Below are 22,712 nucleotides of genomic sequence, written 5' to 3'. Positions count from 1 at the left end.
GCCGGTCGATGAATATTTCTCTTCATCAGCGACGAAGCCAGCGCGGCATGGTGTTGCTGGTCAGCCTGGTATTTCTGTTGCTGCTGACCATGATCGGTCTCTCCTCGATGCAAAGCGCCAACCTGCAGGAAAAAATGGCCGGCAGCGTGAGCCTGCGCAACCAGTCGTTCCAGACTGCCGAGGCGGTGCTGCGTATCGGCGAGAGCGCAGTGCAACTGGACAGTTATTCGCTGGCTGTGTGTGCCAGCACCACGCAATGCGCACCGCCGGCAGAGTCATCGGTGGTCAGCGCGGCGGGACTCAATTCCACGTCGGGTGTTACCTGGATTGCCGCCGGTAACGGTTTCTACGGGGTGCAGAACATTGGCACCACCCTGACGGCGGTGAACGTACCGAGCAATACCTCGGCGACGCTGTACCGGGTCACGGCCGTCGGTATCGTCGGCAGCTCACGCAGTGTGGTGGAGAGCGTCTATGCGAAGTATTGAGCGGCGTTCTGGTTGGTGGGCCGGGCTCATGGGGCTGTTATTGGGCCTGTATCTGGCGGCGCCGGCGTATGCCTTCACCCCGTCTGACTCGCCACTGTTGAGCGCGGCGGCTGTACCGCCGAATGTCATGCTGTTGATCGATGATTCGGGAAGCATGAACAGCATCATTTACGCCGCCGGGTTTGATCCGACGGTGACCCGAACGCCGGCCCGACAGTGCAACGCGGTGCTTGGTTTGTGCCTGTCTTCGACGGCTATCACCGGTGACCCGGTGTTTCTGTCGAGCCTGCCGACCTCCGGCTGTTCCGGCGGTGCCTATGCGTTCTACAACAACAGCCTGACGCCGTTGTGTCTGAAACTGCCGGACCCCGTAGGCGGCGGAAACACCCGTTACTACGGGGATTACATCGCCTACGTGGTCGGCCTTGCCATCAATAACGGCACCCGCGACTTCACCACCGGGGCCATTCCCAACGACTACCGGATCAACGTGGCGCGCAACGTATCCACGGCGCTGGTGAGCAGCAACCGCAACCTGCGCATAGGCCTGTCGACATTCAACCCGGCCACCAACAACAACCCGGGCAATGGCGGGTATATCGCCCGCTCCATCAGTGACCTGGCGCCGGTCAGCGGCAGCGTGACTCAAGCCCAGGCCGACAGTAACTACAACGCACTGATTTCGGCGATCAGCGGCTTGAGCGCCGTGGCCAATACGCCATTGGCGGAAACCTATTATGAAATCACCCGCTACATGCGCGGAATGGCACCGTATTACAACAACACGCCAAACACCTACACCAGCCCGATCCAGTACCGCTGCCAGAAAAACTACGGGGTGGTGATTACCGACGGCCTGCCGACCTACGACCGCACGTTCCCTACCAACGACCCGCTGGGCGGCAGCCGATTGCCGAACTGGGACGGCATCAACAATGACGGCAACAACCTCAACGGTGACAACGAGGGCGATACGCTGTACCTGGACGACATCGCCAAATTTGCCTTCGACATCGACATGCGTTCGACCGGCACCGATGCGGCTGGCAAGAGCTGGAACGCGGTGGATTTCCCCAAGCAGAACATGAACACCTATACCGTCGGCTTCACCGCCGATAACGATATGCTGTCGGACGCGTCGGCGTATGGACAGGGCAGGTATTACCAGGCCACCGACAGCGCCGGCCTCAACACAGCATTGTCGGCGGCACTGAGTGACATCACTTCCAAGGCGGGCTCCGGCGGTAGCGGTGTCACCAGCGGCACCACGCTGGCGAGCGGCAGCAGTTATTTTCAGACCAGTTACGATCCCAGGGACTGGCGCGGCACCATCAAATCATTCGGATTTACCTCGGCCGGGACGGTGAATACCTCAACGGTGCTATGGACAACCGACACGGCCATCGTTCCCGGCGCTGCAACGCCGACCTACCAATCATGGAATAGCGCGAACAACGCGGCAGTCACCCTGGCCTACGGCAACTTTTCGGCAACCCAGCAGACTTCGCTCAGCCAGAGCCTGCCCACCGGCATCAGTGGCAGCGATCTGGTGGAATGGAGCAAAGGTACCAACAAGACCGGGCTCAAGGTGCGCAGCGTGCTGCTGGGCGACATCATCAACTCGCCGCTGGTGCTGGCCTCGCCCTCCGACAAGACCGCCTCCGACCTGTCGGGCGACACCACCTACACCAGCTACCTGACCACCAAGGCTGCGAACATGAATGCCAACCTGGTGGTGAACGGCAACGACGGTTTCGTCAGCGTCATTAACCCGGCCAACGGCACCCGGCGTTACGCCTACATGCCGTCGAGCGTGCTGCCGTCGTTGCGATTGATCGCCGACCCCAACTACATCAACGGCGTCAGCCACAAATTTCTGGTGGACGGGCAGGTCGGTGTCTATGACGCACAGTTCGGCACAGCCTGGAAAACCCTGGCCATCGGCGGCACCGGGGCCGGTGGCAAGACGTTCTATGCATTGCAGTTGTTCGACGCCTCGGCGGGGAACATTCTCAATGCGCTGTGGGAAGTGAGTGCACCGGCCACTGCCAACACTGCGAACGCGTTCAATGATCTGGGTTATGCCTACGCCCGTCCGGAAGTGGCACGCTTGGCCGATGGGCGCTGGGCGGCTTTCATCGCCAATGGCTACGGCAGCAACTCGGGGGTAGCGGCGTTGTATGTGCTGGATGTGCGCGACGGTTCGCTGATCAAGAAAATCGTCATCGACAGTACCGAAACCACCAACGGACTGTCGTCGGTGAAGCTCAAGGTCAATTCGCAGAACGTGGTGCAGGCTGCGTACGGCGGGGATTTGAAGGGACGCCTGTGGAAATTCGACCTGAGCGCGACCACGACCGACAGCTGGGGCATGGCGTTTTCCGGCAAGCCGCTGTTCACGACGGTGGGCGGCGCGACTCAACCGATCACCGCGCAACCGCTGCTGGCGGATAATTCATTGGGGGGCAAACAGATTTTCGTCGGTACCGGCAAATTCAACGAAACCTCCGACAAGACCAACAAGGATCTGCAGGCGTTCTATTCGGTGTGGGATGCCGATGGCGGCACGGGGCAACTGACGGTCAGCAGTTTGCAGGCCCAGGCCATAACGGGCGTGTTCTCGGGCAGTTCAGGGCAATTCATTACCACGACTCAGAACGACACCACTTATCCTGCGGAGAAGGGCTGGTATCTGCCGCTGGTGTACAACAACGTATTGACCGGCGAGCGGGTAATCAATCAGGCCAGTCTGGTGCTGGGGCGCATCGTGTTCACCACGGCCAGTGTCGATACCACCGACCCGTGCTCCAGCTTCGGTACCGGCAAACTGGTCGAACTCGATGCGTTCAGCGGTAAGATGCTCAACTATGCGGTGCTCGACACCAACGCCGACGGCGTGGTCGACACCAATGACACGATTTCCAGCGGCGTGGTGTTCAGCGGCGGCATTCCGACCCTGAACGCCATCGTCAACGGCGCAACGCGCAAGATCGTGAACGATTCCAGTGGCGGTATCACCACCCTGGTGGAAAAGTCCGGCGGCGGCAGCCGTCGTATCATATGGCGACAAATACAGTAAGCGAGAGTTGAGGCATGCGCAGATCCATCCGAGGATTCACCCTGATCGAAATCATGATTGTGATTGCGATTATCGGGATCATCATCACCATTGCCGCACCGAGCTATACCGAATACCTGAAAAAGGGCCGCCGCGCCGAAGTGGTATCGCTGCTGTCGGAGCAGGCGCAGACTCTCGAGCGCTTCTACACCCGCAACAATGTTTACACCGGTGTCACCGGACTCAGCACGGGCAATGATTTCTACACCATCACCCCGACCATCGCTGACCAGACTTACCTGCTGACCGCGACCCGCAAGGCCGGCACGACCATGGCCGGCGACAAGTGCGGGGACTTCACCCTCACCAACACCGGTGTGCGCAGCATGATCAACGCGACTGCCGGGCTTGCCACCAAGGATTGCTGGGGCCGCTGAGCCGCGTTCATTCGGGTGCCTTTTGCGCCCGCTGTCTTTTTTACGGTTGGAACAAACATGACCAGGCAACAGCAAGTGGTGATTGTCGGTGGCGGGGTGATTGGCCTGCTGACCGCGTACAACCTCGCCTCCGAGGTGCGCAGCGTGGTGCTGCTGGATCGCTCGAACCTTGGCCAGGAATCGTCCTGGGCCGGTGGCGGCATCGTTTCTCCGTTGTATCCGTGGCGCTATAGCCCGGCCGTCACGGCGCTGGCGCACTGGTCGCAGGACTTTTATCCACAGCTGGGTGAGCGATTGTTTGCCGACACCGGCGTCGATCCTGAAGTCCATACCACCGGCCTGTACTGGCTGGATCTGGACGACGAAGCCGAAGCGCTGGCCTGGGCCGAGCGGGAAAACCGTCCGCTGCGGGCTGTGGATATCTCTGCGGCCCATGATGCGGTGCCGGTACTCGGCGGCGGTTTCTCCCGGGCGATCTACATGGCCGACGTGGCCAACGTACGCAACCCGAGGCTGGTGAAGTCGCTGAAAGCCGCGTTGCAGGCATTGCCGAACGTGACGATTCACGAGCAGTGCGAGGTCAGCGGGTTTGTCCGGGAGGGCGAGAAGGTTGTCGGTGTGCAAACCTCGAAAGGCGTGATCAACGGCGATCAGGTGGTGCTGACGGCGGGGGCGTGGAGCGGCGAGCTGCTCAAGACGCTGAATCTGTCGCTGCCGGTGGAGCCGGTCAAAGGCCAGATGATTCTCTACAAGTGCGCGGCGAACTTCCTGCCAAGCATGGTGCTGGCCAAGGGGCGTTATGCAATTCCGCGTCGCGACGGGCACATCCTGATCGGTAGTACGCTGGAGCATGAAGGTTTCGACAAGACCCCGACCGAAAATGCTCTGGAAAGCCTGAAAGCGTCGGCCGTGGAGTTGCTGCCAGCGCTGGCTGATGCCGAAGTGGTGGGACACTGGGCCGGGTTGCGTCCCGGCTCGCCGGAGGGCATTCCCTATATCGGCCGGGTGCCAGGCTTCGATGGTTTGTGGCTCAACTGCGGGCATTACCGCAACGGACTGGTGCTGGCACCTGCCTCCTGTCAGCTGTTTGCCGATGTGATGCTGGGGCGGGCGCCGATCATCGATCCGGCGCCGTATGCTCCGGCCGGGCGTATTTAATCCAGGCCGAGCTTCTTGAGCCTGTATCGCATCGAACGAAATGACAGATTCAACCGCTGGGCCGCTGCGGTACGGTTCCAGCGGGTTTCCTCCAGCGCCTGCAGGATCAGTTTGCGCTCGACGTTTTCCAGATAGTCTTCCAGGTTGTCGATCTGCGTGAGATCGGCGATGCCGCCCTCGGCCGCACAGTTGCCTTCACTCAGGCGCAGGTCGTCGGCTTCAATCATGCGGTTTTCGCACAACGTGTGCGCGCGTTCGAGGACGTTCTCGAGTTCACGGACATTCCCCGGGAAGCGATAGTTCTTCAAGGCCTCGAGCGCTTGTGGATGCAGGCGGGCAGAAGGCTGGCCAGTGCCGTGGGCCAGGCGCTTGAGCATATGGGAGGCCAGCGCTTCGATATCGTCACGGCGTTCACGCAGGGACGGAACCCGCAGTTCAATCACGTTCAGCCGGTAATACAGATCCTGCCGAAAGCGCTCGGCGGCGACTTCGGCGTCCAGGTCCTTGTGAGTGGCGCAGAGAATACGCACATTGACCACGGTTTCTTGCTGACCGCCGACGCTGCGTATGGCTTTTTCCTGAATAGCCCGCAGTAGCTTGACCTGCATCGACAGCGGCAAGTCCGCTACTTCATCGAGAAACAGCGTGCCGCCATGGGCAGCCTGAAACAGGCCCGGTTTGTCCTCCACCGCGCCGGTGAAACTGCCTTTGCGATGGCCGAAAAACTCGCTTTCCATCAACTCTGAAGGAATGGCCCCGCAGTTCACCGGCACGAACGGCTGGCTGGCGCGCGGGCCTTGCTCGTGGATCAGGCGGGCGACCAGTTCCTTGCCACTGCCGGACTCGCCGCTGATGTAGACCGGCGCCTGGCTGCGGGCCAGTTTGTCGATCTGTTTGCGCAGATCGCGCATCGGTTGTGAGTCGCCGAGCAGGCGCCGATCAATCGAGGTGCAGACGCCGCCGGTCGCGGGCATGCACAGTGCGGTGGCGACCAGCTCGCGCAGTCGGGTGAGGTCCACCGGTTTGGTCAGAAAGTCGAATGCGCCGGCTTTCAGGGCGTTGATCGCTGTTTCCAGGCTGCCATAGGCCGTGATCATCGCCACCGGTAATTGCGGGTAGCGATGCTGGATATGCTGCACCAGGTCCAGCCCGGTGCCGTCCGGCAGGCGCATGTCGGTCAGGCACAGGTCGAAGGTGTCGCGGTTCAGCAGTGCCTGGGCTTCGCCGAGGTTGCGTGCGCTGAACGTGTCGAGTTTCATCCGTCCCAGGGTGATTTCCAGGAGTTCGCGGATATCCGGTTCGTCGTCGACGATGAGGATTTTTTGCCGTGGGCTCGTGTTCAACTTTGTTTCCGTCCGTGAGCAAAGGTGATGCGAAAGCAGCCGCCGCCTTGGCGTGGTTTGAAGTCTAGGCGGGCCTGGTTGCTTTCGCACAGCTCACGGGACAGATAAAGCCCAAGGCCGGTGCCCTGGCTGCTGGTGGTGAAGAAAGGTTCGAACAGATGCGCCTGCTGATCCAGCGCCACGCCGGGGCCATTGTCCTGCACTTCGAGCACGGCCAGTTGGCTCTCGGGGTCGATGAACAGCCGGAGCCAGACCTGCGCCGGATCGTGCAGCAGGGCGCTGTGCCGCCAGCCGTTGCGCAACAGATTGTCGAGAATTTGCGTCAGTTGCCCCGGGTCCATCAGGGTCCGGAAATCCCCGGATTCGATGTTCAGATGAATCCGTTGGTGCTCGCTGGCCTGTTCGCGGCTTTCCTCGACGAAGTGCTCGAGCCATGGCTCGAGATCGAGTCGCTGCGGGGCGCTCTGCTGGCGGCGGGACAGTTGCAGGACGTTTTCAATGACTCGGTTCATGCGCTGGGAGTGATCCTGGATGATCTGCGTCAGACGCCGATCCGCATCGTCGAGTTCCTCGGATTCCCGCAGCAACTGTGCGGCATGACTGATGGCACCCAGCGGATTACGGATCTCGTGGGCGATGCCGGCGGTCAGGCGCCCAAGTGCGGCGAGTTTCAGTTGCTGGGCCTGTTGGGCGATTTGCGCGAGGTCTTCGAGAAACACCAGGGTCTGGCGGTTCGGGCTCTGCTCCAGGGCGATGAAGCTCGGTTGCAGTTCCAGGCCGTTGGCCGCGATTTTCAGGCTTTGAGGGCGCAGGGTGGGGTTGTTCAGCCACAGATTCAGGCGCTCGACCAGCGCGGTCGAATAGTTATCGATCAAATGGCCTTCAAGGGGCGACTGCGCCAGCAGGGTCCGGGCACTGTGGTTGGCCAGTTGCACCCGGCGTTGTTCATCGAGGACCAGAATGCCGGTGCGCATGCGTTGCAAGATCAAGGCGTTGAGGGCTTCGAGGCTGACCACTTCGCTGGCCCGTTGCTCGGCGAGGGTCTCGCTGACTTCGAGGCGGCGGATCAAGCCTTGCACCAGCAGCGCTCCGGCAAAACACAGGGCGCCGAGGGTGCCCGCCTGCAGGTATTCGTTGGCGCTCAGGGGATGGCTGAAGCTCAGCAGGAAGCTGAGACCGACAATGCCGAGTGCACCGATAGCCGCGATCAGCACGCCGATACGGCGTTTCAGTAATGTGTTGCTGATGGCTACCGAGACGATCAGCAGATTGCCGACCGGACTGGCCACGCCGCCGGCGGCGTAGAACAGCCCGCACAGCAGCAGGATGTCGACCAGGGCCAGTCCGAACAACTGGGCCGGGCGGCGGATGTTCTCCAGGAACACCACCAGCAGGATATTCAGCACCAGGTACAACCAGCTGCCATTGCGCAGCAGCTCGTCGTCGGCCGACGTCAACAGGCGGTTGTCCATGTTGCTGGAGATCAGCAGCACCAGGGTGATGCCGACGCTCAGACGGTAGAGGTGATAGAGGCGCAGCAGTCGCTGGGCCTGTTTGCGAGTGGCGTCGGTCGCCTCAGCGATCACTGGAACCGGGGCCTTGCTCGAGATGAGCCTGGCTGCAATACCACTGTTGACGAAGGCTCAGCGCGCGGTCGCGCGGCAGGTGCACGCCGCAATGGGCGCAACGCACCATGGGAGCGGCATCCTGTTCGCGGGGGGATTGCGTGGGGGCGACAGGCGCCTTGAATTTGCGCCAGAGCCAGACGGCGGCGGCGATCAGGGCGATCCAGAACAGTAAACGAAGCATGATGGGCGGCTTTTTGGCTGATGATCCGGCAGTTTAGCCAAGGTCTTGGCGGGCGCACAGCTCAATAAAACGCGGCAATAAAAAAGGGAGATCCGAGGATCTCCCTTTTTGGCATCACCGAAGTGATCAGTCGAACAGACCGAAGGTCAAGTAGCTGAAAATGGAGCGGTCGTTGTTGCTGGACTCCGGTTCCGGCGCTTCGATCACGTCGCCGTTCTCGTCTTTAGGCTTGAGCTCGTTCGGGATTGCGTCTTTCGCGTCCTGGAACTGCTTCTGCACGTCCTGGTTGGCGCGGGTCTCTCCCGGTGGCAGCGGCGGACGGGATTCGATAAGGCCCAGAGTAGCCTTGCTCAGCCACGAACGGTTGTCGGCCTCGGCGACCGACGGTACGAACTGACCGTCTTTCAGGCTCGGGTGGTTCGGGTAGTTGAGCTTCAGGGTTTCCAGGCTGGTGGCCGCCAGTTCGTCCAGGTGCAGACGCTGGTAGGCTTCGGTCATCACCGCCAGGCCGTCACCGACCGATGGGGTTTCCTGGAAGTTTTCCACTACGTAACGGCCACGGTTGGCGGCAGCTACGTAGGCCTGACGGGTCAGGTAGTAGTCGGCCACGTGGATTTCGTAGGCCGCCAACAGGTTGCGCAGGTAGATCATGCGCTGCTTGGCGTCCGGCGCGTAGCGGCTGTTCGGGTAGCGGCTGGTCAGCTGGGCGAACTCGTTGTAGGAGTCGCGGGCAGCGCCCGGGTCACGCTTGGTCATGTCCAGCGGCAGGAAGCGCGCCAGCAGGCCGACGTCCTGGTCGAACGAGGTCAGGCCCTTGAGGTAGTAGGCATAATCGACGTTCGGGTGCTGTGGGTGCAGACGAATGAAGCGCTCGGCGGCGGACTTTGCAGCTTCCGGCTCCGAGTTCTTGTAGTTCGCGTAAATCAGTTCAAGCTGTGCCTGATCTGCGTAACGACCGAACGGATAGCGCGACTCCAGAGCCTTCAGCTTGGCGGTGGCACTGGTGTAACTGTTGTTGTCCAGGTCCTTTTGAGCCTGCTGGTACAGCTCGGTTTCGCTCAGGTTTTCGTCTACGACTTCCTTCGATGAGCAAGCAGCGGTCAATGCGAGGATGGCGATCAGCAGCAGGTGTTTCACTTGCATGGCGGCTTGCGTCCCTATGACGGCCGCTGTCTTGGGCGGGGCCGTCCTGTTATGATGAGCGCCCCGTTGAAAAGCCCCGGGGCAAAAGACGCCGTATTTAACCACAAGCGCGCAGCCGAAACCAAAGGCTGTAGCCGACGCCCAGTCCGAGCATGTCCGATAAAATTGAACTTCGCGCAGAGGTGCCGTCCGAATTGGGCGGCCAACGCCTCGATCAAGTCGCCGCCCAACTCTTCGCAGAGCACTCCCGCTCGCGCCTTTCCGCCTGGATCAAAGAAGGTCGCCTGACTGTGGACGGGGCGGTCATCCGCCCGCGCGACATCGTTCATGGCGGTGCCGTCCTTGAACTGACCGCCGAGCAGGAGGCTCAGGGTGAATGGGTCGCCCAGGACATCGAGCTCGATATCGTCTATGAAGACGACGACATCCTGGTGATCAACAAGCCTGCGGGCCTGGTAGTGCACCCGGCTGCCGGCCACGCTGATGGCACCTTGCTCAACGCCTTGCTGCACCATGTGCCGGACATCATCAATGTCCCGCGTGCCGGCATCGTGCATCGTCTGGACAAGGACACCACCGGTCTGATGGTGGTGGCCAAGACCATCCAGGCGCAGACCAAACTGGTTGCCCAACTGCAAAGCCGCAGTGTCAGCCGGATCTATGAGTGCATCGTGATCGGCGTGGTAACGGCCGGCGGCAAGATCAACGCCCCGATCGGTCGCCACGGCCAGCAGCGCCAGCGCATGGCAGTCATGGAAGGCGGCAAGCCTGCCGTCAGCCACTATCGTGTGCTGGAGCGTTTCCGTTCTCACACCCACGTGCGGGTGAAGCTGGAAACCGGTCGTACCCATCAGATCCGCGTACACATGGCGCACATCAACTTCCCGTTGGTCGGAGACCCGGCGTACGGTGGTCGTTTCCGCATTCCGCCGGCGGCGAGCCAGACCATGGTCGAATCGCTGAAGCACTTCCCGCGTCAGGCGCTGCACGCACGGTTCCTCGAGCTGGATCACCCGACTACCGGTGAGCGCATGAGCTGGGAATCGCCGTTGCCGGAAGATCTGGTGTGGCTGCTGACCCTGCTCAAGCAGGATCGCGAGGCATTCGTCGGATGAACTGGCTGACGCCGGACTGGCCCGCGCCGGCCAGCGTCAAGGCCTGTGTCACCACCCGCGAGGGCGGCGTCAGCGAGGCGCCGTTCGACAGCCTCAACCTGGGCGATCACGTCGATGACCGCCCGGAGGCCGTCGCCGAAAACCGTCGGCGCCTGACCGAACACTTCTCCATAAAGCCTGCCTGGTTGCAGCAAGTGCACGGGATTGCCGTGGCGCATGCCGATCCGTCGGTGGTGGCCACGGCGGATGCCAGCTGGACGGCAACACCGGGTATCGCTTGTGCAGCGATGACTGCCGATTGCCTGCCGGCGCTTTTCTGCGATCGTGCCGGTACTCGCGTGGCAGCGGCGCACGCGGGGTGGCGTGGTTTGGCGGCTGGCGTGCTGGAAGCCACGCTGGACAGTCTGGATGTTGCCGCTGAGGACGTACTGGTCTGGCTCGGCCCGGCCATCGGTCCGCAAGCCTTCGAAGTCGGTCCGGAAGTCCGGGAAGTCTTCATCAATCAATTGCCCGAAGCCGCGACAGCCTTTGTCCCGAGCCACAATGCCGGCAAGTTCATGGCCGACATCTATAAGCTGGCGCGACTGCGTCTGGCGGTTCGCGGTGTCACGGCTGTTTATGGTGGCGGTTTCTGTACCGTGACCGATCCGCGCTTCTTCTCTTATCGCCGTGCATCGCGCACTGGTCGCTTCGCCTCCCTCGTTTGGCTCGAGTCGCCCGACGCCCGCTAAGCTTGTCTGATCTGCATCAACTCCCTGACGCTTGAATCTTCCAGAATCGACCGCATCTATAGCGGTATCTGGCAGGTTTCTTTATTCAGGATGGTTTTTTAGGTCCGGCCTGCTCAAAAGGAAGGTGACCCATGCGTATAGACCGTTTAACCAGCAAATTACAGTTGGCGTTGTCCGATGCCCAATCCTTGGCTGTCGGCCACGATCATCCGGCCATCGAGCCGGCGCATTTGATGCAAGCGATGCTTGAACAGCAGGGTGGTTCGATCAAACCCCTGTTGATGCAGGTGGGCTTCGACGTCAACAGCTTGCGTAAAGAGCTGACCAAAGAGCTCGATCAATTACCGAAAATCCAGAATCCGACCGGCGACGTCAACATGTCGCAGGACTTGGCGCGTCTGCTCAACCAGGCCGATCGTCTGGCACAGCAGAAGGGCGACCAGTTTATTTCCAGCGAGTTGGTGCTGCTCGCCGCGATGGACGAGAACAGCAAGCTCGGCAAGTTGCTGCTCGGCCAGGGCGTGAGCAAAAAGGCCCTGGAAAACGCGATCAACAATCTGCGCGGTGGCGAAGCCGTTAACGACGCCAACCACGAAGAGTCGCGTCAGGCACTGGATAAATACACCGTCGACCTGACCAAGCGCGCCGAAGACGGCAAGCTCGATCCGGTGATCGGCCGTGACGATGAAATCCGTCGCACCATTCAGGTCCTGCAACGCCGGACCAAGAACAACCCGGTGCTGATCGGCGAGCCTGGCGTGGGTAAAACCGCGATTGCCGAAGGTCTGGCCCAGCGCATCATCAACGGTGAAGTGCCGGATGGGCTGCGTGGCAAGCGCCTGCTGTCTCTGGATATGGGTGCTCTGATTGCCGGTGCCAAGTATCGCGGCGAGTTCGAAGAGCGCCTGAAAGCATTGCTCAACGAGCTGTCGAAGCAGGAAGGGCAGATCATTCTGTTCATCGACGAACTGCACACCATGGTCGGCGCCGGCAAGGGCGAAGGTTCGATGGACGCTGGCAACATGCTCAAACCGGCCTTGGCCCGTGGCGAGCTGCATTGCGTCGGTGCGACCACGCTCAACGAGTACCGCCAATATATAGAGAAGGACGCGGCCCTCGAGCGGCGCTTCCAGAAAGTGCTGGTGGACGAGCCGAGCGAAGAAGACACCATCGCTATCCTGCGTGGCCTCAAGGAACGTTACGAGGTTCACCACAAAGTGGCGATCACCGACGGTGCGATCATTGCGGCAGCCAAGCTCAGCCATCGTTACATCACTGACCGGCAGTTGCCGGACAAGGCGATCGACCTGATTGACGAAGCCGCAAGCCGCATCCGTATGGAGATCGACTCCAAGCCGGAAGTGCTGGATCGTCTGGAGCGTCGCCTGATTCAACTGAAAGTCGAATCCCAGGCACTGAAGAAAGAAAGCGACGACGCGGCGAAGAAGCGCCTGGAGAAACTCCAGGAAGAAATCGACCGGCACGAGCGTGAGTACTCGGATCTGGAAGAAATCTGGAACTCGGAAAAAGCCGAGGTGCAGGGTTCTGCGCAGATTCAGCAGAAGATCGAACAGTCCCGTCAGGAACTGGAAGCCGCGCGCCGCAAAGGCGACCTGAACCGCATGGCCGAGTTGCAGTACGGGGTGATCCCGGATCTGGAACGCAGTCTGCAAATGGTCGACCAGCACGGCAAGAGCGAGAACCAGTTGCTGCGCAGCAAGGTGACCGAAGAGGAAATCGCCGAAGTCGTTTCGAAGTGGACCGGCATTCCCGTGTCGAAAATGCTCGAAGGCGAGCGCGACAAGCTGATGAAGATGGAAAGCCTGTTGCACCAGCGTGTGATCGGCCAGGACGAAGCAGTGGTCGCAGTGGCCAATGCGGTGCGGCGTTCCCGTGCCGGGTTGTCCGACCCGAATCGCCCGAGCGGCTCGTTCATGTTCCTCGGCCCGACCGGTGTCGGTAAAACCGAGCTGTGCAAGGCGCTGGCCGAATTCCTCTTTGATACTGAAGAGGCGATGGTGCGGATCGATATGTCCGAGTTCATGGAGAAACATTCCGTGGCACGGCTGATCGGTGCACCACCGGGCTACGTCGGTTATGAAGAGGGCGGTTACCTGACCGAAGCGGTACGGCGCAAGCCTTACTCGGTGATCCTGCTGGACGAAGTCGAGAAGGCGCACCCGGACGTGTTCAACATCCTGCTGCAAGTGCTCGAGGATGGGCGTCTGACCGACAGCCACGGCCGTACGGTGGATTTCCGCAATACCGTGATCGTCATGACCTCAAACCTCGGTTCGATGCAGATCCAGGAACTGGTCGGTGACCGTGAAGCGCAACGTGCAGCGGTGATGGATGCGATTTCCACCCACTTCCGTCCGGAGTTCATCAACCGGGTCGACGAAGTGGTGATCTTCGAGCCTCTGGCGCGGGATCAGATTGCGGGCATTACCGAGATCCAGCTGGGTCGTCTGCGCAGTCGTCTGGCCGAGCGCGAGCTGAAGCTGGAACTGAGTCCGGAGGCGATGGACAAGCTGATTGCCGTCGGCTACGACCCGGTCTACGGTGCACGGCCGCTGAAACGGGCGATCCAGCGCTGGATCGAGAACCCGTTGGCGCAGTTGATCCTGTCGGGACGCTTCATGCCCGGGGAGACCGCGACCGGCGTCGTGGAGAACGACGAGATCACGTTCAACTGACACCTCAGGGTGTTGAACTAAGCAAGGCCTCGCAATGCGAGGCCTTTTTTTTCGTTAGGCTGTTGAACTCAAAGGAAAAGGCTTGTAAAGTGCGCCCCGCAGTCAGTCACCAACACGGTTTCAGCTCACTGGGCAGAAATCTGAAATAAGTTGCAAATCATTAACTTGAAAGCAATTTAGGGGGTTGACAGAGGTGTTCTAGGTTGTAGAATAGCGCGCCTCAGACACACGAACGCAGCGATGCGAAAACGATGTCGAGAAGCTGCAAGTTTCACCGTAGTAAATTGAAATATGTAGTTCCGTGATAGCTCAGTCGGTAGAGCAAATGACTGTTAATCATTGGGTCCCAGGTTCGAGTCCTGGTCACGGAGCCAATTTCAAACCGGGGTATAGCGCAGTCCGGTAGCGCGCCTGCTTTGGGAGCAGGATGTCAGGAGTTCGAATCCCCTTACCCCGACCATTTTTGGGTCGTTAGCTCAGTTGGTAGAGCAGTTGGCTTTTAACCAATTGGTCGTAGGTTCGAATCCCACACGACCCACCATTTTTGAAACCAGTTTGCCCTGGGATCGAATCTTAAGATCAGAGGCCAAAAGCGCTGATCGAAGAAGGCGATCTTTGAAAGGTCGCCTTTTTTTACCGGGGTATAGCGCAGTCCGGTAGCGCGCCTGCTTTGGGAGCAGGATGTCGGGAGTTCGAATCCCCCTACCCCGACCATATTGAAAATCCTCGTATCGAAAGATACGGGGATTTTTTTTGCCCTCCGAAAATGTTCATCCAAGTCATCATACAACTTGCCGATAGCCCGCTAACAAAAGGGGCTTGCCATTGATCGCCCCTTGAATCCGGCCAATACAAGAAAAAGGGCGTTCGTCATGTTGCTTCGTCAGTTGAATATTGCTCCCCGTGCCGCCCTGGGCTTTGCTCTGATCGCGGTGCTGGTGGCGTTGCTCGGGGTGTTTGCGCTGGGGCAGATGTCGAGCATCCGCGACAGCGAAGTGGCAGTGGAGACGCAGTGGCTGCCGAGCATTCGTGGTGGCGACGAGATTCGCGAGATCATGTTGCGCATTCGCACCATTTCCCTGCGCATGGCGCTGGATCAGGATCCGGCCAACATCGCCACGTACCGCAGCCAGATGGACACCCGCGACAAGGAACTGAGCGAGAAAATCGCCGCTTACGACCGACTGGTGACCACCCCGGGAGGTCAGCAGTTATACGATCAGTTCAAGAAAACCTTCGCCGCCTATCGCACCGGGATCGCTCAGTCGTTCACGCTCGCCGAGCAAGGCAAGCGCGATGAGCTGACCAAGTTGCTGCTGGTCGACATGAAAACCGTGGTCGACGGGTCCGGCAAACAACTCAATGACCTGGCAGACCTGTTCGCCCGGCAGGTCGCTGCCGAAAGCCAGAACTCTGCCGCCCACTACGAAACCTCCCGCACTATCGTGACCTTATTCATCGCTCTGGCGGCATTGGCCACCGTGGTCCTGGCCATGTTGCTCACCCGCAGTATCGTTCGCCCCCTGAGCACCGCTGTCGACGCTGCTGAACACGTCGCCAGGGGCGATCTGACCCGCCCGATCGAAACCCACGGTAATGATGAAGTCAGCCGTCTGCTCAAGGCGTTGGCGACCATGCAGCAGAATCTGCGCGAAACCCTGCAGGGCATCAGCGGTTCGGCCACGCAACTGGCGACAGCTTCCGACGAACTGAGCGCGGTCACCCATGACAGCACTCAAGGTCTGCAACAACAGAACAACGAAATCGAACAGGCCGCCACCGCCGTCAACGAGATGACCACGGCGGTCGAGGAAGTCGCACGCAATGCAGTGTCGACCTCCGACGCGACGCGCCAGTCCAGCGAGTCGGCGCATTTGGGCCAAGAGCGGGTCAGTGAAACCGCCAGCGCGATCAATGCGCTGGCCAGTGAGGTGCAACACACCGGTGAGTTGGTGCAATCACTGGCCAATCAGTCGCAAGACATCGGCAAAGTGCTGGACGTGATCCGCGCGATTGCCGAACAAACCAACTTGCTGGCGCTCAACGCCGCCATCGAAGCAGCGCGGGCTGGGGAGAGTGGTCGCGGGTTTGCCGTGGTCGCCGACGAAGTCCGGGCGCTGGCTTATCGCACACAGCAATCGACCCAGGAAATCGAGCAGATGGTGCAGGGCATGCGCAACGGTTCGAGCCTGGCGCTGGAGTCGATGCAGGCCAGCGCCTCGCGCGCTGCCACCACGTTGGTGCTGGCCGAGCGGGCCGGTGAGGCATTGCAAACCATCACCGCGTCGGTGCATGAGATCCACGAACGTAACCTGGTGATCGCCAGCGCCGCCGAAGAGCAGGCGCAAGTGGCGCGGGAAGTAGATCGCAATCTGGTGAACATCCGTGACCTGTCGGTGCGTTCGGCGGCCGGCGCTGATCAGACCAGCGCTTCCAGTCATGAGCTATCGAAACTCGCCAACGCATTGCAGGGCATGGTGCGGCGTTTCCAGCTGTAATTCCGGCAGACATAAAAAAGCCGCGCTTCTCGTAAGAGAAAGCGCGGCTTTGTTTTGTCGGGACAGAATGAAAATCAGGCACCGTCACGCTCTTTCAGGTGTTCGAACAGGCCTTTGGGCATTTTCTTGCCGTTGGCCTCGTAGTTGGCTTTGACGTTGTCGTAAGCCTCTTGCTCGTCGATGAAGCCATCGTGGTTGGTGTCGATCTTGTCGAAGTCAGAGTGCGGCGCGACCTTCAGGAATTCGGCGCGGGAGACTTTGCCGTCACCATCGGTGTCGGTCCTGGCCATCGACGCATCGCCGCATTTGCCTTCACCACATTTACCTTCCGGGGTTTTCACCGAGGTTTCAGCCGAGGCGACCATATAGCCCTGGGCCAGCGGTTGCGCGGCGAACACCGAGCCGGACAGCATCAGGCCGCCGGCCAGTACGGCACCGACCAGGCCAAGGGAGGTTTTGCCAATTTTCGAAGTGCAGGTCATTTCATTCTCCTTCGGTTGCACTGCGCAACCACACGTTAAGGGCGATCAGCCGGAGCAAGTGCGCTCGGGTGTGGCCATTAAGCGGTGGCGGTGTATCGCGTCTGTGTCGAGGAGCGGGGCGTTTGTAAGCGAAGGTGGGAAAAGCGCCGGCAGATACAGTAGAAGACAAAACGCCGCGGGGGGGCGAGCCGGCCCGCCCCCGCGGTTTTTACATTAGTGCAGCTTCAGGCGTGGCTCGGTGCCGCGTCCGATCTTGCTGCCCAGCATCAGCATCGCCGTGCGGAACGGGCCGTACAGCGCCATCTGGTGCATGCGGTACAGCGAAACGTAGAACATCCGCGCCAGCCAGCCTTCGAGCATCACGGTGCCGGTCAGGTTGCCCATCAAGTTGCCTACAGCCGAAAAACGCGACAACGAAATCAGCGAGCCGTAGTCGGTGTACTTGTACTCCGGCAGGGTCTTGCCTTCGATCCGCAGTTTCAGCGACTTGGCCAGCAACGACGCCTGTTGGTGCGCGGCCTGGGCCCGTGGTGGGACGTTGCGATCCGAACCCGGTTGCGGGCAGGCGGCGCAATCGCCGAAGGCGAAAATGTTTTCGTCGCGGGTGGTCTGCAATGTCGGCAGCACTTGCAGCTGGTTGATGCGGTTGGTTTCCAGGCCATCGATATCCTTGAGGAAACCCGGCGCGCGGATCCCGGCGGCCCAGACTTTCAGGCCGGCCTTGATCTCGTTGCCATCGGCGGTGATCAGGCTGTCGGCGGTGACCTGGCTGACCGACGCGTTGGTCATCACGTTGACCCCGAGCTTTTCCAGGGTCTTGTGCACCGGCCCGCTGATGCGTTCCGGCAGGGCTGGCAGCACCCGTGGCCCGGCTTCGATCAGGGTAATGTGCATGTTTTCCGGTTTGATCCGGTCCAGACCGTAGGCCGCGAGTTCATGAGCGGCATTGTGCAGCTCCGCCGCCAGTTCGACGCCTGTGGCGCCCGCACCAACGATCGCCACGCTGATCTGTTGGACCACATCGGTTTGCCCGGCGTGAGCGCGCAGATAGTGATTGAGCAGTTGCTGGTGGAAACGCTCGGCCTGTTTGCGGGTGTCGAGGAACAGGCAGTGCTGCGCTGCGCCCTGAGTGCCGAAATCGTTGGTGGTGCTCCCGACCGCGATCACCAGCGAGTCATACGGCACTTCCCGCGCCGGAACCAGTTCCACGCCGTTTTCGTCGTAGGTGGCGGCGAGCTGGATCTTCTTCTGCTCACGGTCGAGCCCGCTCATGCGCCCCAGCTGGAACTCGAAGTGGTTCCATTTGGCCTGGGCGACATAGTTGAGTTCGTCTTCGGAGGAGTTCAGCGATCCGGCGGCCACTTCGTGCAACAGCGGTTTCCAGATGTGCGTGAGGTTCGCGTCGACCAGCATGATGCTGGCGGTGCCGCGCTTGCCCAGAGTCTTACCCAGACGGGTAGCCAGCTCCAGACCGCCGGCGCCGCCGCCGACAATGACAATACGATGGGACATGGTGATAGCTCGCAAGGTTTTTAAAGGAAATCGTTGTCGTCGTAACCCAAGCGAGCGCGATGCAGCTCATAGCGTCAGGTAACTGATAAATCGGCTCAACAGGCCCAGACCGATGGTCGCTGCCAGCACCACCACCAGGAGCATCCACGGCCGGAATGGCCGGCGCTCGACACGGTGTTGGGACAACTGCAGGTACTCTTCGACATGCTTCTGGTCTTCGGGGTTCAGGCGGCTGGTCATAAAGGCCTCGTCTGGTAGACGTTACTGAAAGTGAACAAGCTACAGCGGTTTTCAACCGGGATTGAATGCAGCATAGCCACTGTCTGGGACCGGTTCGACAGACACGCTGTCCTCGAGGCGAATGATCCCGCTTTGTAACACTCGTGCGGTGATTCCGCCATGCCCGCGCACGGCCTGGAACGTTCCCGGGCCGAGGTTGTTCTGCAGGCGCGCGCACGGCTGGCACCAGCCCGTGGTTTCGAAAATCGCCTGACCAATGCGAAAGCGCCGCCCCTTGAGGCTGAACAGGTTGATCCCGCTTATAACGAGATTGCGCCGCAGATCTTCAGGTGTGACCGGTTGTTCGCCCGACCGCCCCATCAAGGCGCTGATCACGGCCAGGTGTTCCCACTGAATCAGCGTCACCTGCCGCGCATTTCGCACCCCGGGCCGAGCGTGGTCGCCGGTGAGCCCGGCCTCAAGCCGCGCCTCCACCGCATCGAGTGCGAGCATCGGCCCCCGTGACTCGGGGCGCACGCCAATCCAGCGCACGCAACCGGTCTGCGGGACATCGGCAATCAATTGTTGAAGTGGCGTCACAGGCTGATCCCGACATCGAACACGATGCTGCGTCCCAGGTTACCGCGCAGGAAATCCGGCGCATCGGGGTGGGCGAACAACACGCGGGCGAACGTCGGCCCGACCAGTGACAGCGAGCGCCAGCCCTGGCGCAAATATTCGGTGGGTGGCGGAAAGTGGCTGTTGAGGTCGAGCACTTCGCGTTTGAGACTGGCGAAGGCGATGATGTCCAGCTCGCCCAGGTCCATGCCGCGTTCTTTGTAGTTGTGCGCTTTCTTGCGCAAGGTCGGCGCCAGCCTGAGCAGGAATTCGTTGGCCGGAATCCGTCGCGGCTTGGCTTCGCGGCGCACCAGTTGGCTCAGGGAAAATGCACTGCGCCGGCGTTGCAGCTCATCGCGCCATTCATCGTTGAGTCGGCGACCTTCGTCGAGGACGAAAAACACTTCGAAATTGGCATCGCGAAACAATACGTCCGGAGGCTCGCCGGCCGGGGCGAATTCGTCGGCGCGATACGGGATATTCAAGCCTTGCAGCAGGCGCTGGCAGACCCAACGCTCACGCTCCCATTTGCGGGCATTGGACAGGAACGCGTTGGCCTGCTCGGCCGCGATGGTCAGCAGGCGTAAGTAATCTGAGTCATCCATAGGCCCAAGCTTAGCGTTCAATTGCGACAAGCAGAAAGCTTTGCATCGGCAGATTCATCCGGATGGCGGTGTAGACTTCGACACAGGTGCGCCAATCAAGGGAGTCTGCGGTGCGAATGAAGGTGATGGGATCATGATCGGTGCAGAACTGCTGTCATCGACGAGTCTGACCCTCGGCTGGCTGATTTACCTGCCGGTGCTGCTCTGGGCGATCTGCCGCGCGCCGTGGGTGGAATTGTTCAGCGACAGCCGTCGTCAGCACTTGCTGTTCGGCACTGTGTTCGCACTGTTTCTGTTGTGGATGGTGCGCAGGGATTTCGATACGGGTGTGTCGTATCACTTCATTGGCATGACCGCCGTGACCTTGCTGCTCGACTGGCCGTTGGCGATTGTCGGCGGACTGGTGGCGCAGATCGGGCTGGTTCTGCTGGGACGCCAGGATCTGGTGGCGGTCGGGGTCAACGGTGCGTTGCTGATCCTGCTGCCGGTGCTGATCACCGAGGGCGTGGCGATTCTGGTCGAACGGGCGCAACCGCGTAATCCGTTTGTTTATATCTTCTGCTCCGGCTTCTTCGCGGCGGCCTTGTCGGCGTTGGCGTGTCTGGTGCTGAGCCTCACATTGCTCTGGTACGACGGCCTCTTCGCCATGCCCGAATGGCTGGAAGACTTCATCGGTTACTTGTGGCTGCTGATTTTTCCGGAAGCGTTCATCAACGGCATGGTGATCAGCGCGTTGGTGGTGTTCAGCCCGGAATGGCTGGAGACCTTCAACCGCACCCGTTACCTTTCGGCACCCTGGAAGGACGACGACCCCAAGTCTTGATCCACATCAAATCCACCCCGCGCGCGGCATTTCATGCTCGGCCAAATTCCTTCAGGAGCAGCGGCATGAGCGTTTACGAGTGGGCGAGGCAGGAAACCCGACACAGTCTGGAGATGGCACAGGAGGTGGGATTTGATCCAGGTCTGAGCCTGCGCGCTTTGCTCAGTGCGGTAGTGCAGCAGAGCAAAGCCGTGCGCAACGCCGAAGACCTGGCCGACGAGTTACGTTTTCTGGCGGAAAACCTCGACGACGATCAGGATTACGGCTTCATGCGGCCCTGAACGGGATCAGTGACGCGGGTCGAAATCGCCGGAAAACAGTTCGTCCTCGGCATCCGGGGCCACCGGGATCTTGTGTTCTTCCGACGCCCAGGCACCGAGGTCGATCAGTTTGCAGCGGTCCGAGCAGAACGGCCGGAATTTGTTTGCGGGGGTGAATTCCACCGGGGCGCCGCAGGTCGGGCAATTAACGGTTGGGGTCTGGCTCATGACTGGCCTCCGGATAAAGTCAGGTAAAAGTGATGCAGGCGCTCGACCTCGCTGTGCAGCCAGGCGAGGTCGCGGTCGTTGACCACTACATCATCGGCACGGCTCACGCGGTCTTCGCGGCTGGATTGGGCCTTGAGGATCGCCTGGACCTGCTGTTCGCTGGTCTGGTCACGCTGCAAGGTGCGTTCGATCTGCAGTTGTTGCGGAGCATCGATCACAAGAATCCGCTGGGTCATCGCGTACTGTCCGGACTCGATCAGCAGCGGCGAAACCAGAATCGCGTAAGGCGATTTTGCCAGCGCCAGGTGATGGGCGATCTCCTCGGCGATCAGTGGATGCAGCAGCGCTTCGAGCCAGCGGCGTTGCTCCGGCACTTCGAAGATCACCTTGCGCAACGCCGCGCGATCCAGCGTGCCATCGGCCTGCAAGACATCCGGGCCGAAGTGTTCTGCGATCTTTGCCAGCGCCGGACGGCCCGGTTCGACCACCCAGCGCGCCGCGTGATCGGCGTCCACCACGTGGATGCCAAGATCGATGAAGTGCTGGGCGGCAGCGCTTTTACCGCTGCCGATGCCGCCGGTCAGGCCGAGAATCCAGGGTTTTTCCACAGGGGTATTCATTTCAAACCGACAAACTGCCAATAGAAGCCGGTTATTTGACCACCCCAGAGCAAGGCAATCCAGCCGGCAATTGCCAGATAGGGCCCGAAGGGGATCGGCGTCGAGGTTTTGCGGTCACGCAGTTTGAGCAAAATCACCCCGAACACGGCGCCCACCAGGGAGGACAGCAGGATGGTCAGCGGCAGAATCTGCCAGCCACCCCAGGCCCCGAGCAGCGCCAGCAACTTGAAATCACCGTGACCGATGCCGTCTTTGCCGGTGAGCAGTTTGAACAGCCAGAACACCGACCACAGCGCCATGTAGCCAGCCACCGCCCCCCACAACGCATCGTGCAGTGAGACGAACAGGCCGAAACTGTTGACGATCAATCCCAGCCACAGCAACGGCAGCACCAGTACATCGGGCAACAGCTGATGCTCGGTGTCGATCAGACTCATCGCCAGCAAGCCCCAGGTCAGGGCGATCATCAGGCAAGCCGGCCAGCCAAAACCCAGATGCCAGGCAATGAACGCCGAGAGCAGCCCGCAGGCCAGTTCGGTCAGTGGATAACGCTTGCTGATCGGCGCTGCGCAAGACGAGCAACGGCCGCGCAAAAACAGGTAGCTGAGCAGCGGAATGTTTTCCCACGCACGAATGCGGTGGGCGCAATGTGGGCACTGCGAGTGCGGCAGCATCAGGTTGTAGACCGGCAACGGCGTTTCGACGGGCAGCCCCAACACGTCGTGGGCCTGCTGGCGCCATTCGCGTTCGAGCATCTTCGGCAGACGCCAGATCACCACATTGAGAAAGCTGCCGACCACCAGCCCGAGCACCAGGGCAGTGAAGACAAACGCCAGCGGATAGAGGGCGAAAAGTTCGTCGATGGGCAT

The 22,712-nt window shown here is 60.6% G+C and carries 22 protein-coding genes and 4 tRNA genes; 14 read left to right on the top strand and 12 right to left on the bottom strand.

Features of this window, described 5'->3' with window-relative positions; all coding sequences use genetic code 11:
* Positions 1 to 8: 8 nt before the first annotated feature.
* Genes NH234_RS25610 through thiO form a run of 4 tightly spaced genes read left to right on the top strand, consistent with a single transcriptional unit; the run spans position 9 to position 5,141 of the window.
* On the top strand, positions 9 to 488 hold the full coding sequence (locus NH234_RS25610) for a PilX N-terminal domain-containing pilus assembly protein (RefSeq protein WP_367254682.1): 480 nt from the start codon (positions 9 to 11) through the stop codon (positions 486 to 488).
* A complete protein-coding gene (locus NH234_RS25605; protein ID WP_367254680.1) occupies positions 475 to 3,567 on the top strand; it encodes a pilus assembly protein in 3,093 nt (1,030 codons plus the stop codon). Before NH234_RS25610 ends, NH234_RS25605 begins: the two co-directional genes overlap by 14 nt.
* Positions 3,568 to 3,581: 14 nt before the next feature.
* The gene (locus NH234_RS25600) at positions 3,582 to 3,983 is read left to right on the top strand and encodes a type IV pilin protein (RefSeq protein WP_367254678.1); all 402 of its coding nucleotides are present in this window, start codon (positions 3,582 to 3,584) and stop codon (positions 3,981 to 3,983) included.
* A gap of 57 nt (positions 3,984 to 4,040) precedes the next feature.
* Positions 4,041 to 5,141: a glycine oxidase ThiO gene (thiO, locus tag NH234_RS25595; protein ID WP_367254676.1), complete on the top strand. Its 1,101-nt coding sequence runs from the start codon at positions 4,041 to 4,043 to the stop codon at positions 5,139 to 5,141.
* On the opposite strand, the gene NH234_RS25590 is transcribed toward thiO, so the two are convergent.
* From NH234_RS25590 to NH234_RS25575, 4 genes are all read right to left on the bottom strand, one after another.
* Positions 5,138 to 6,484 carry a sigma-54-dependent transcriptional regulator gene (locus NH234_RS25590; protein ID WP_367254674.1) on the bottom strand — a complete coding sequence of 449 codons (1,347 nt, stop codon included), beginning with the start codon at positions 6,482 to 6,484 and terminating at the stop codon, positions 5,138 to 5,140. The two genes, thiO and NH234_RS25590, sit on opposite strands and share 4 nt — an antisense overlap.
* Complete coding sequence (locus tag NH234_RS25585) at positions 6,481 to 8,070, bottom strand: PAS domain-containing sensor histidine kinase (protein ID WP_367254672.1); 1,590 nt, start codon at positions 8,068 to 8,070, stop codon at positions 6,481 to 6,483. The genes NH234_RS25590 and NH234_RS25585 overlap by 4 nt, the downstream gene beginning before the upstream one ends.
* Positions 8,060 to 8,293, bottom strand: a complete 234-nt coding sequence (locus NH234_RS25580; RefSeq protein ID WP_085712176.1) for a PP0621 family protein — start codon at positions 8,291 to 8,293, stop codon at positions 8,060 to 8,062. The genes NH234_RS25585 and NH234_RS25580 overlap by 11 nt, the downstream gene beginning before the upstream one ends.
* Positions 8,294 to 8,419: 126 nt before the next feature.
* Positions 8,420 to 9,436, bottom strand: a complete 1,017-nt coding sequence (locus NH234_RS25575) for an outer membrane protein assembly factor BamD (protein ID WP_085732841.1) — start codon at positions 9,434 to 9,436, stop codon at positions 8,420 to 8,422.
* Between the two features lie 152 nt (positions 9,437 to 9,588).
* On the opposite strand from NH234_RS25575, the gene rluD reads away from it, so the two are divergent.
* The 8 genes from rluD to NH234_RS25535 all read left to right on the top strand — a co-directional run bounded on the left by rluD (position 9,589) and on the right by NH234_RS25535 (position 16,476).
* Entirely contained in the window at positions 9,589 to 10,551 is a 963-nt protein-coding gene (gene rluD / locus NH234_RS25570) for a 23S rRNA pseudouridine(1911/1915/1917) synthase RluD (protein WP_085712174.1), read from the top strand.
* Positions 10,548 to 11,282 (top strand): peptidoglycan editing factor PgeF, encoded by a 735-nt coding sequence (gene pgeF, locus NH234_RS25565; protein WP_085732840.1) that lies wholly within the window; start codon positions 10,548 to 10,550, stop codon positions 11,280 to 11,282. Before rluD ends, pgeF begins: the two co-directional genes overlap by 4 nt.
* 131 nt (positions 11,283 to 11,413) lie before the next feature.
* A complete protein-coding gene (gene clpB / locus NH234_RS25560; protein WP_085732839.1) occupies positions 11,414 to 13,978 on the top strand; it encodes an ATP-dependent chaperone ClpB in 2,565 nt (854 codons plus the stop codon).
* Positions 13,979 to 14,276: 298 nt separating this feature from the next.
* Positions 14,277 to 14,352: transfer RNA gene (locus tag NH234_RS25555), tRNA-Asn, on the top strand.
* A gap of 9 nt (positions 14,353 to 14,361) precedes the next feature.
* Positions 14,362 to 14,438, top strand: a tRNA-Pro gene (locus NH234_RS25550).
* Positions 14,439 to 14,443: 5 nt separating this feature from the next.
* Positions 14,444 to 14,519 (top strand) — tRNA-Lys (locus NH234_RS25545).
* Between the two features lie 96 nt (positions 14,520 to 14,615).
* Positions 14,616 to 14,692, top strand: a tRNA-Pro gene (locus NH234_RS25540).
* Between the two features lie 158 nt (positions 14,693 to 14,850).
* Positions 14,851 to 16,476: a methyl-accepting chemotaxis protein gene (locus NH234_RS25535; protein ID WP_085732838.1), complete on the top strand. Its 1,626-nt coding sequence runs from the start codon at positions 14,851 to 14,853 to the stop codon at positions 16,474 to 16,476.
* Between the two features lie 74 nt (positions 16,477 to 16,550).
* Here NH234_RS25535 and NH234_RS25530 read toward each other — a convergent pair whose 3' ends face one another.
* The 5 genes from NH234_RS25530 to NH234_RS25510 all read right to left on the bottom strand — a co-directional run bounded on the left by NH234_RS25530 (position 16,551) and on the right by NH234_RS25510 (position 19,912).
* On the bottom strand, positions 16,551 to 16,958 hold the full coding sequence (locus NH234_RS25530; protein ID WP_367254668.1) for an EF-hand domain-containing protein: 408 nt from the start codon (positions 16,956 to 16,958) through the stop codon (positions 16,551 to 16,553).
* Positions 16,959 to 17,171: 213 nt separating this feature from the next.
* Positions 17,172 to 18,470, bottom strand: a complete 1,299-nt coding sequence (locus NH234_RS25525; protein ID WP_085732836.1) for an NAD(P)/FAD-dependent oxidoreductase — start codon at positions 18,468 to 18,470, stop codon at positions 17,172 to 17,174.
* 66 nt (positions 18,471 to 18,536) lie between these two features.
* Complete coding sequence (locus NH234_RS25520; RefSeq protein WP_065261571.1) at positions 18,537 to 18,710, bottom strand: DUF3094 domain-containing protein; 174 nt, start codon at positions 18,708 to 18,710, stop codon at positions 18,537 to 18,539.
* Positions 18,711 to 18,761: 51 nt separating this feature from the next.
* Positions 18,762 to 19,289 carry an MOSC domain-containing protein gene (locus NH234_RS25515; RefSeq protein WP_367254666.1) on the bottom strand — a complete coding sequence of 176 codons (528 nt, stop codon included), beginning with the start codon at positions 19,287 to 19,289 and terminating at the stop codon, positions 18,762 to 18,764.
* On the bottom strand, positions 19,286 to 19,912 hold the full coding sequence (locus NH234_RS25510; RefSeq protein WP_007959580.1) for a DUF1780 domain-containing protein: 627 nt from the start codon (positions 19,910 to 19,912) through the stop codon (positions 19,286 to 19,288). The genes NH234_RS25515 and NH234_RS25510 overlap by 4 nt, the downstream gene beginning before the upstream one ends.
* A 133-nt stretch (positions 19,913 to 20,045) precedes the next feature.
* On the opposite strand from NH234_RS25510, the gene NH234_RS25505 reads away from it, so the two are divergent.
* Positions 20,046 to 20,735 carry an energy-coupling factor ABC transporter permease gene (locus tag NH234_RS25505; protein ID WP_065261574.1) on the top strand — a complete coding sequence of 230 codons (690 nt, stop codon included), beginning with the start codon at positions 20,046 to 20,048 and terminating at the stop codon, positions 20,733 to 20,735.
* A gap of 65 nt (positions 20,736 to 20,800) precedes the next feature.
* Positions 20,801 to 21,016, top strand: coding sequence for a hypothetical protein (locus tag NH234_RS25500; RefSeq protein ID WP_367254665.1), 216 nt, complete (start codon positions 20,801 to 20,803; stop codon positions 21,014 to 21,016).
* 6 nt (positions 21,017 to 21,022) lie between these two features.
* Here NH234_RS25500 and yacG read toward each other — a convergent pair whose 3' ends face one another.
* Genes yacG through NH234_RS25485 form a run of 3 tightly spaced genes read right to left on the bottom strand, consistent with a single transcriptional unit; the run spans position 21,023 to position 22,712 of the window.
* Positions 21,023 to 21,223: a DNA gyrase inhibitor YacG gene (gene yacG / locus NH234_RS25495; RefSeq protein ID WP_085712167.1), complete on the bottom strand. Its 201-nt coding sequence runs from the start codon at positions 21,221 to 21,223 to the stop codon at positions 21,023 to 21,025.
* Positions 21,220 to 21,843 (bottom strand): dephospho-CoA kinase, encoded by a 624-nt coding sequence (gene coaE / locus NH234_RS25490; RefSeq protein ID WP_085732833.1) that lies wholly within the window; start codon positions 21,841 to 21,843, stop codon positions 21,220 to 21,222. Before coaE ends, yacG begins: the two co-directional genes overlap by 4 nt.
* Positions 21,840 to 22,712, bottom strand: coding sequence for an A24 family peptidase (locus NH234_RS25485; protein ID WP_085732832.1), 873 nt, complete (start codon positions 22,710 to 22,712; stop codon positions 21,840 to 21,842). Before NH234_RS25485 ends, coaE begins: the two co-directional genes overlap by 4 nt.

Origin of the sequence: Pseudomonas sp. stari2 (assembly GCF_040760005.1) — a bacterium.
Taxonomy (GTDB): Bacteria; Pseudomonadota; Gammaproteobacteria; order Pseudomonadales; family Pseudomonadaceae; genus Aquipseudomonas.
The sequence above is the reverse complement of the archived record's forward strand: the minus strand, read 5'-3'. Positions and strand labels throughout refer to the sequence as shown.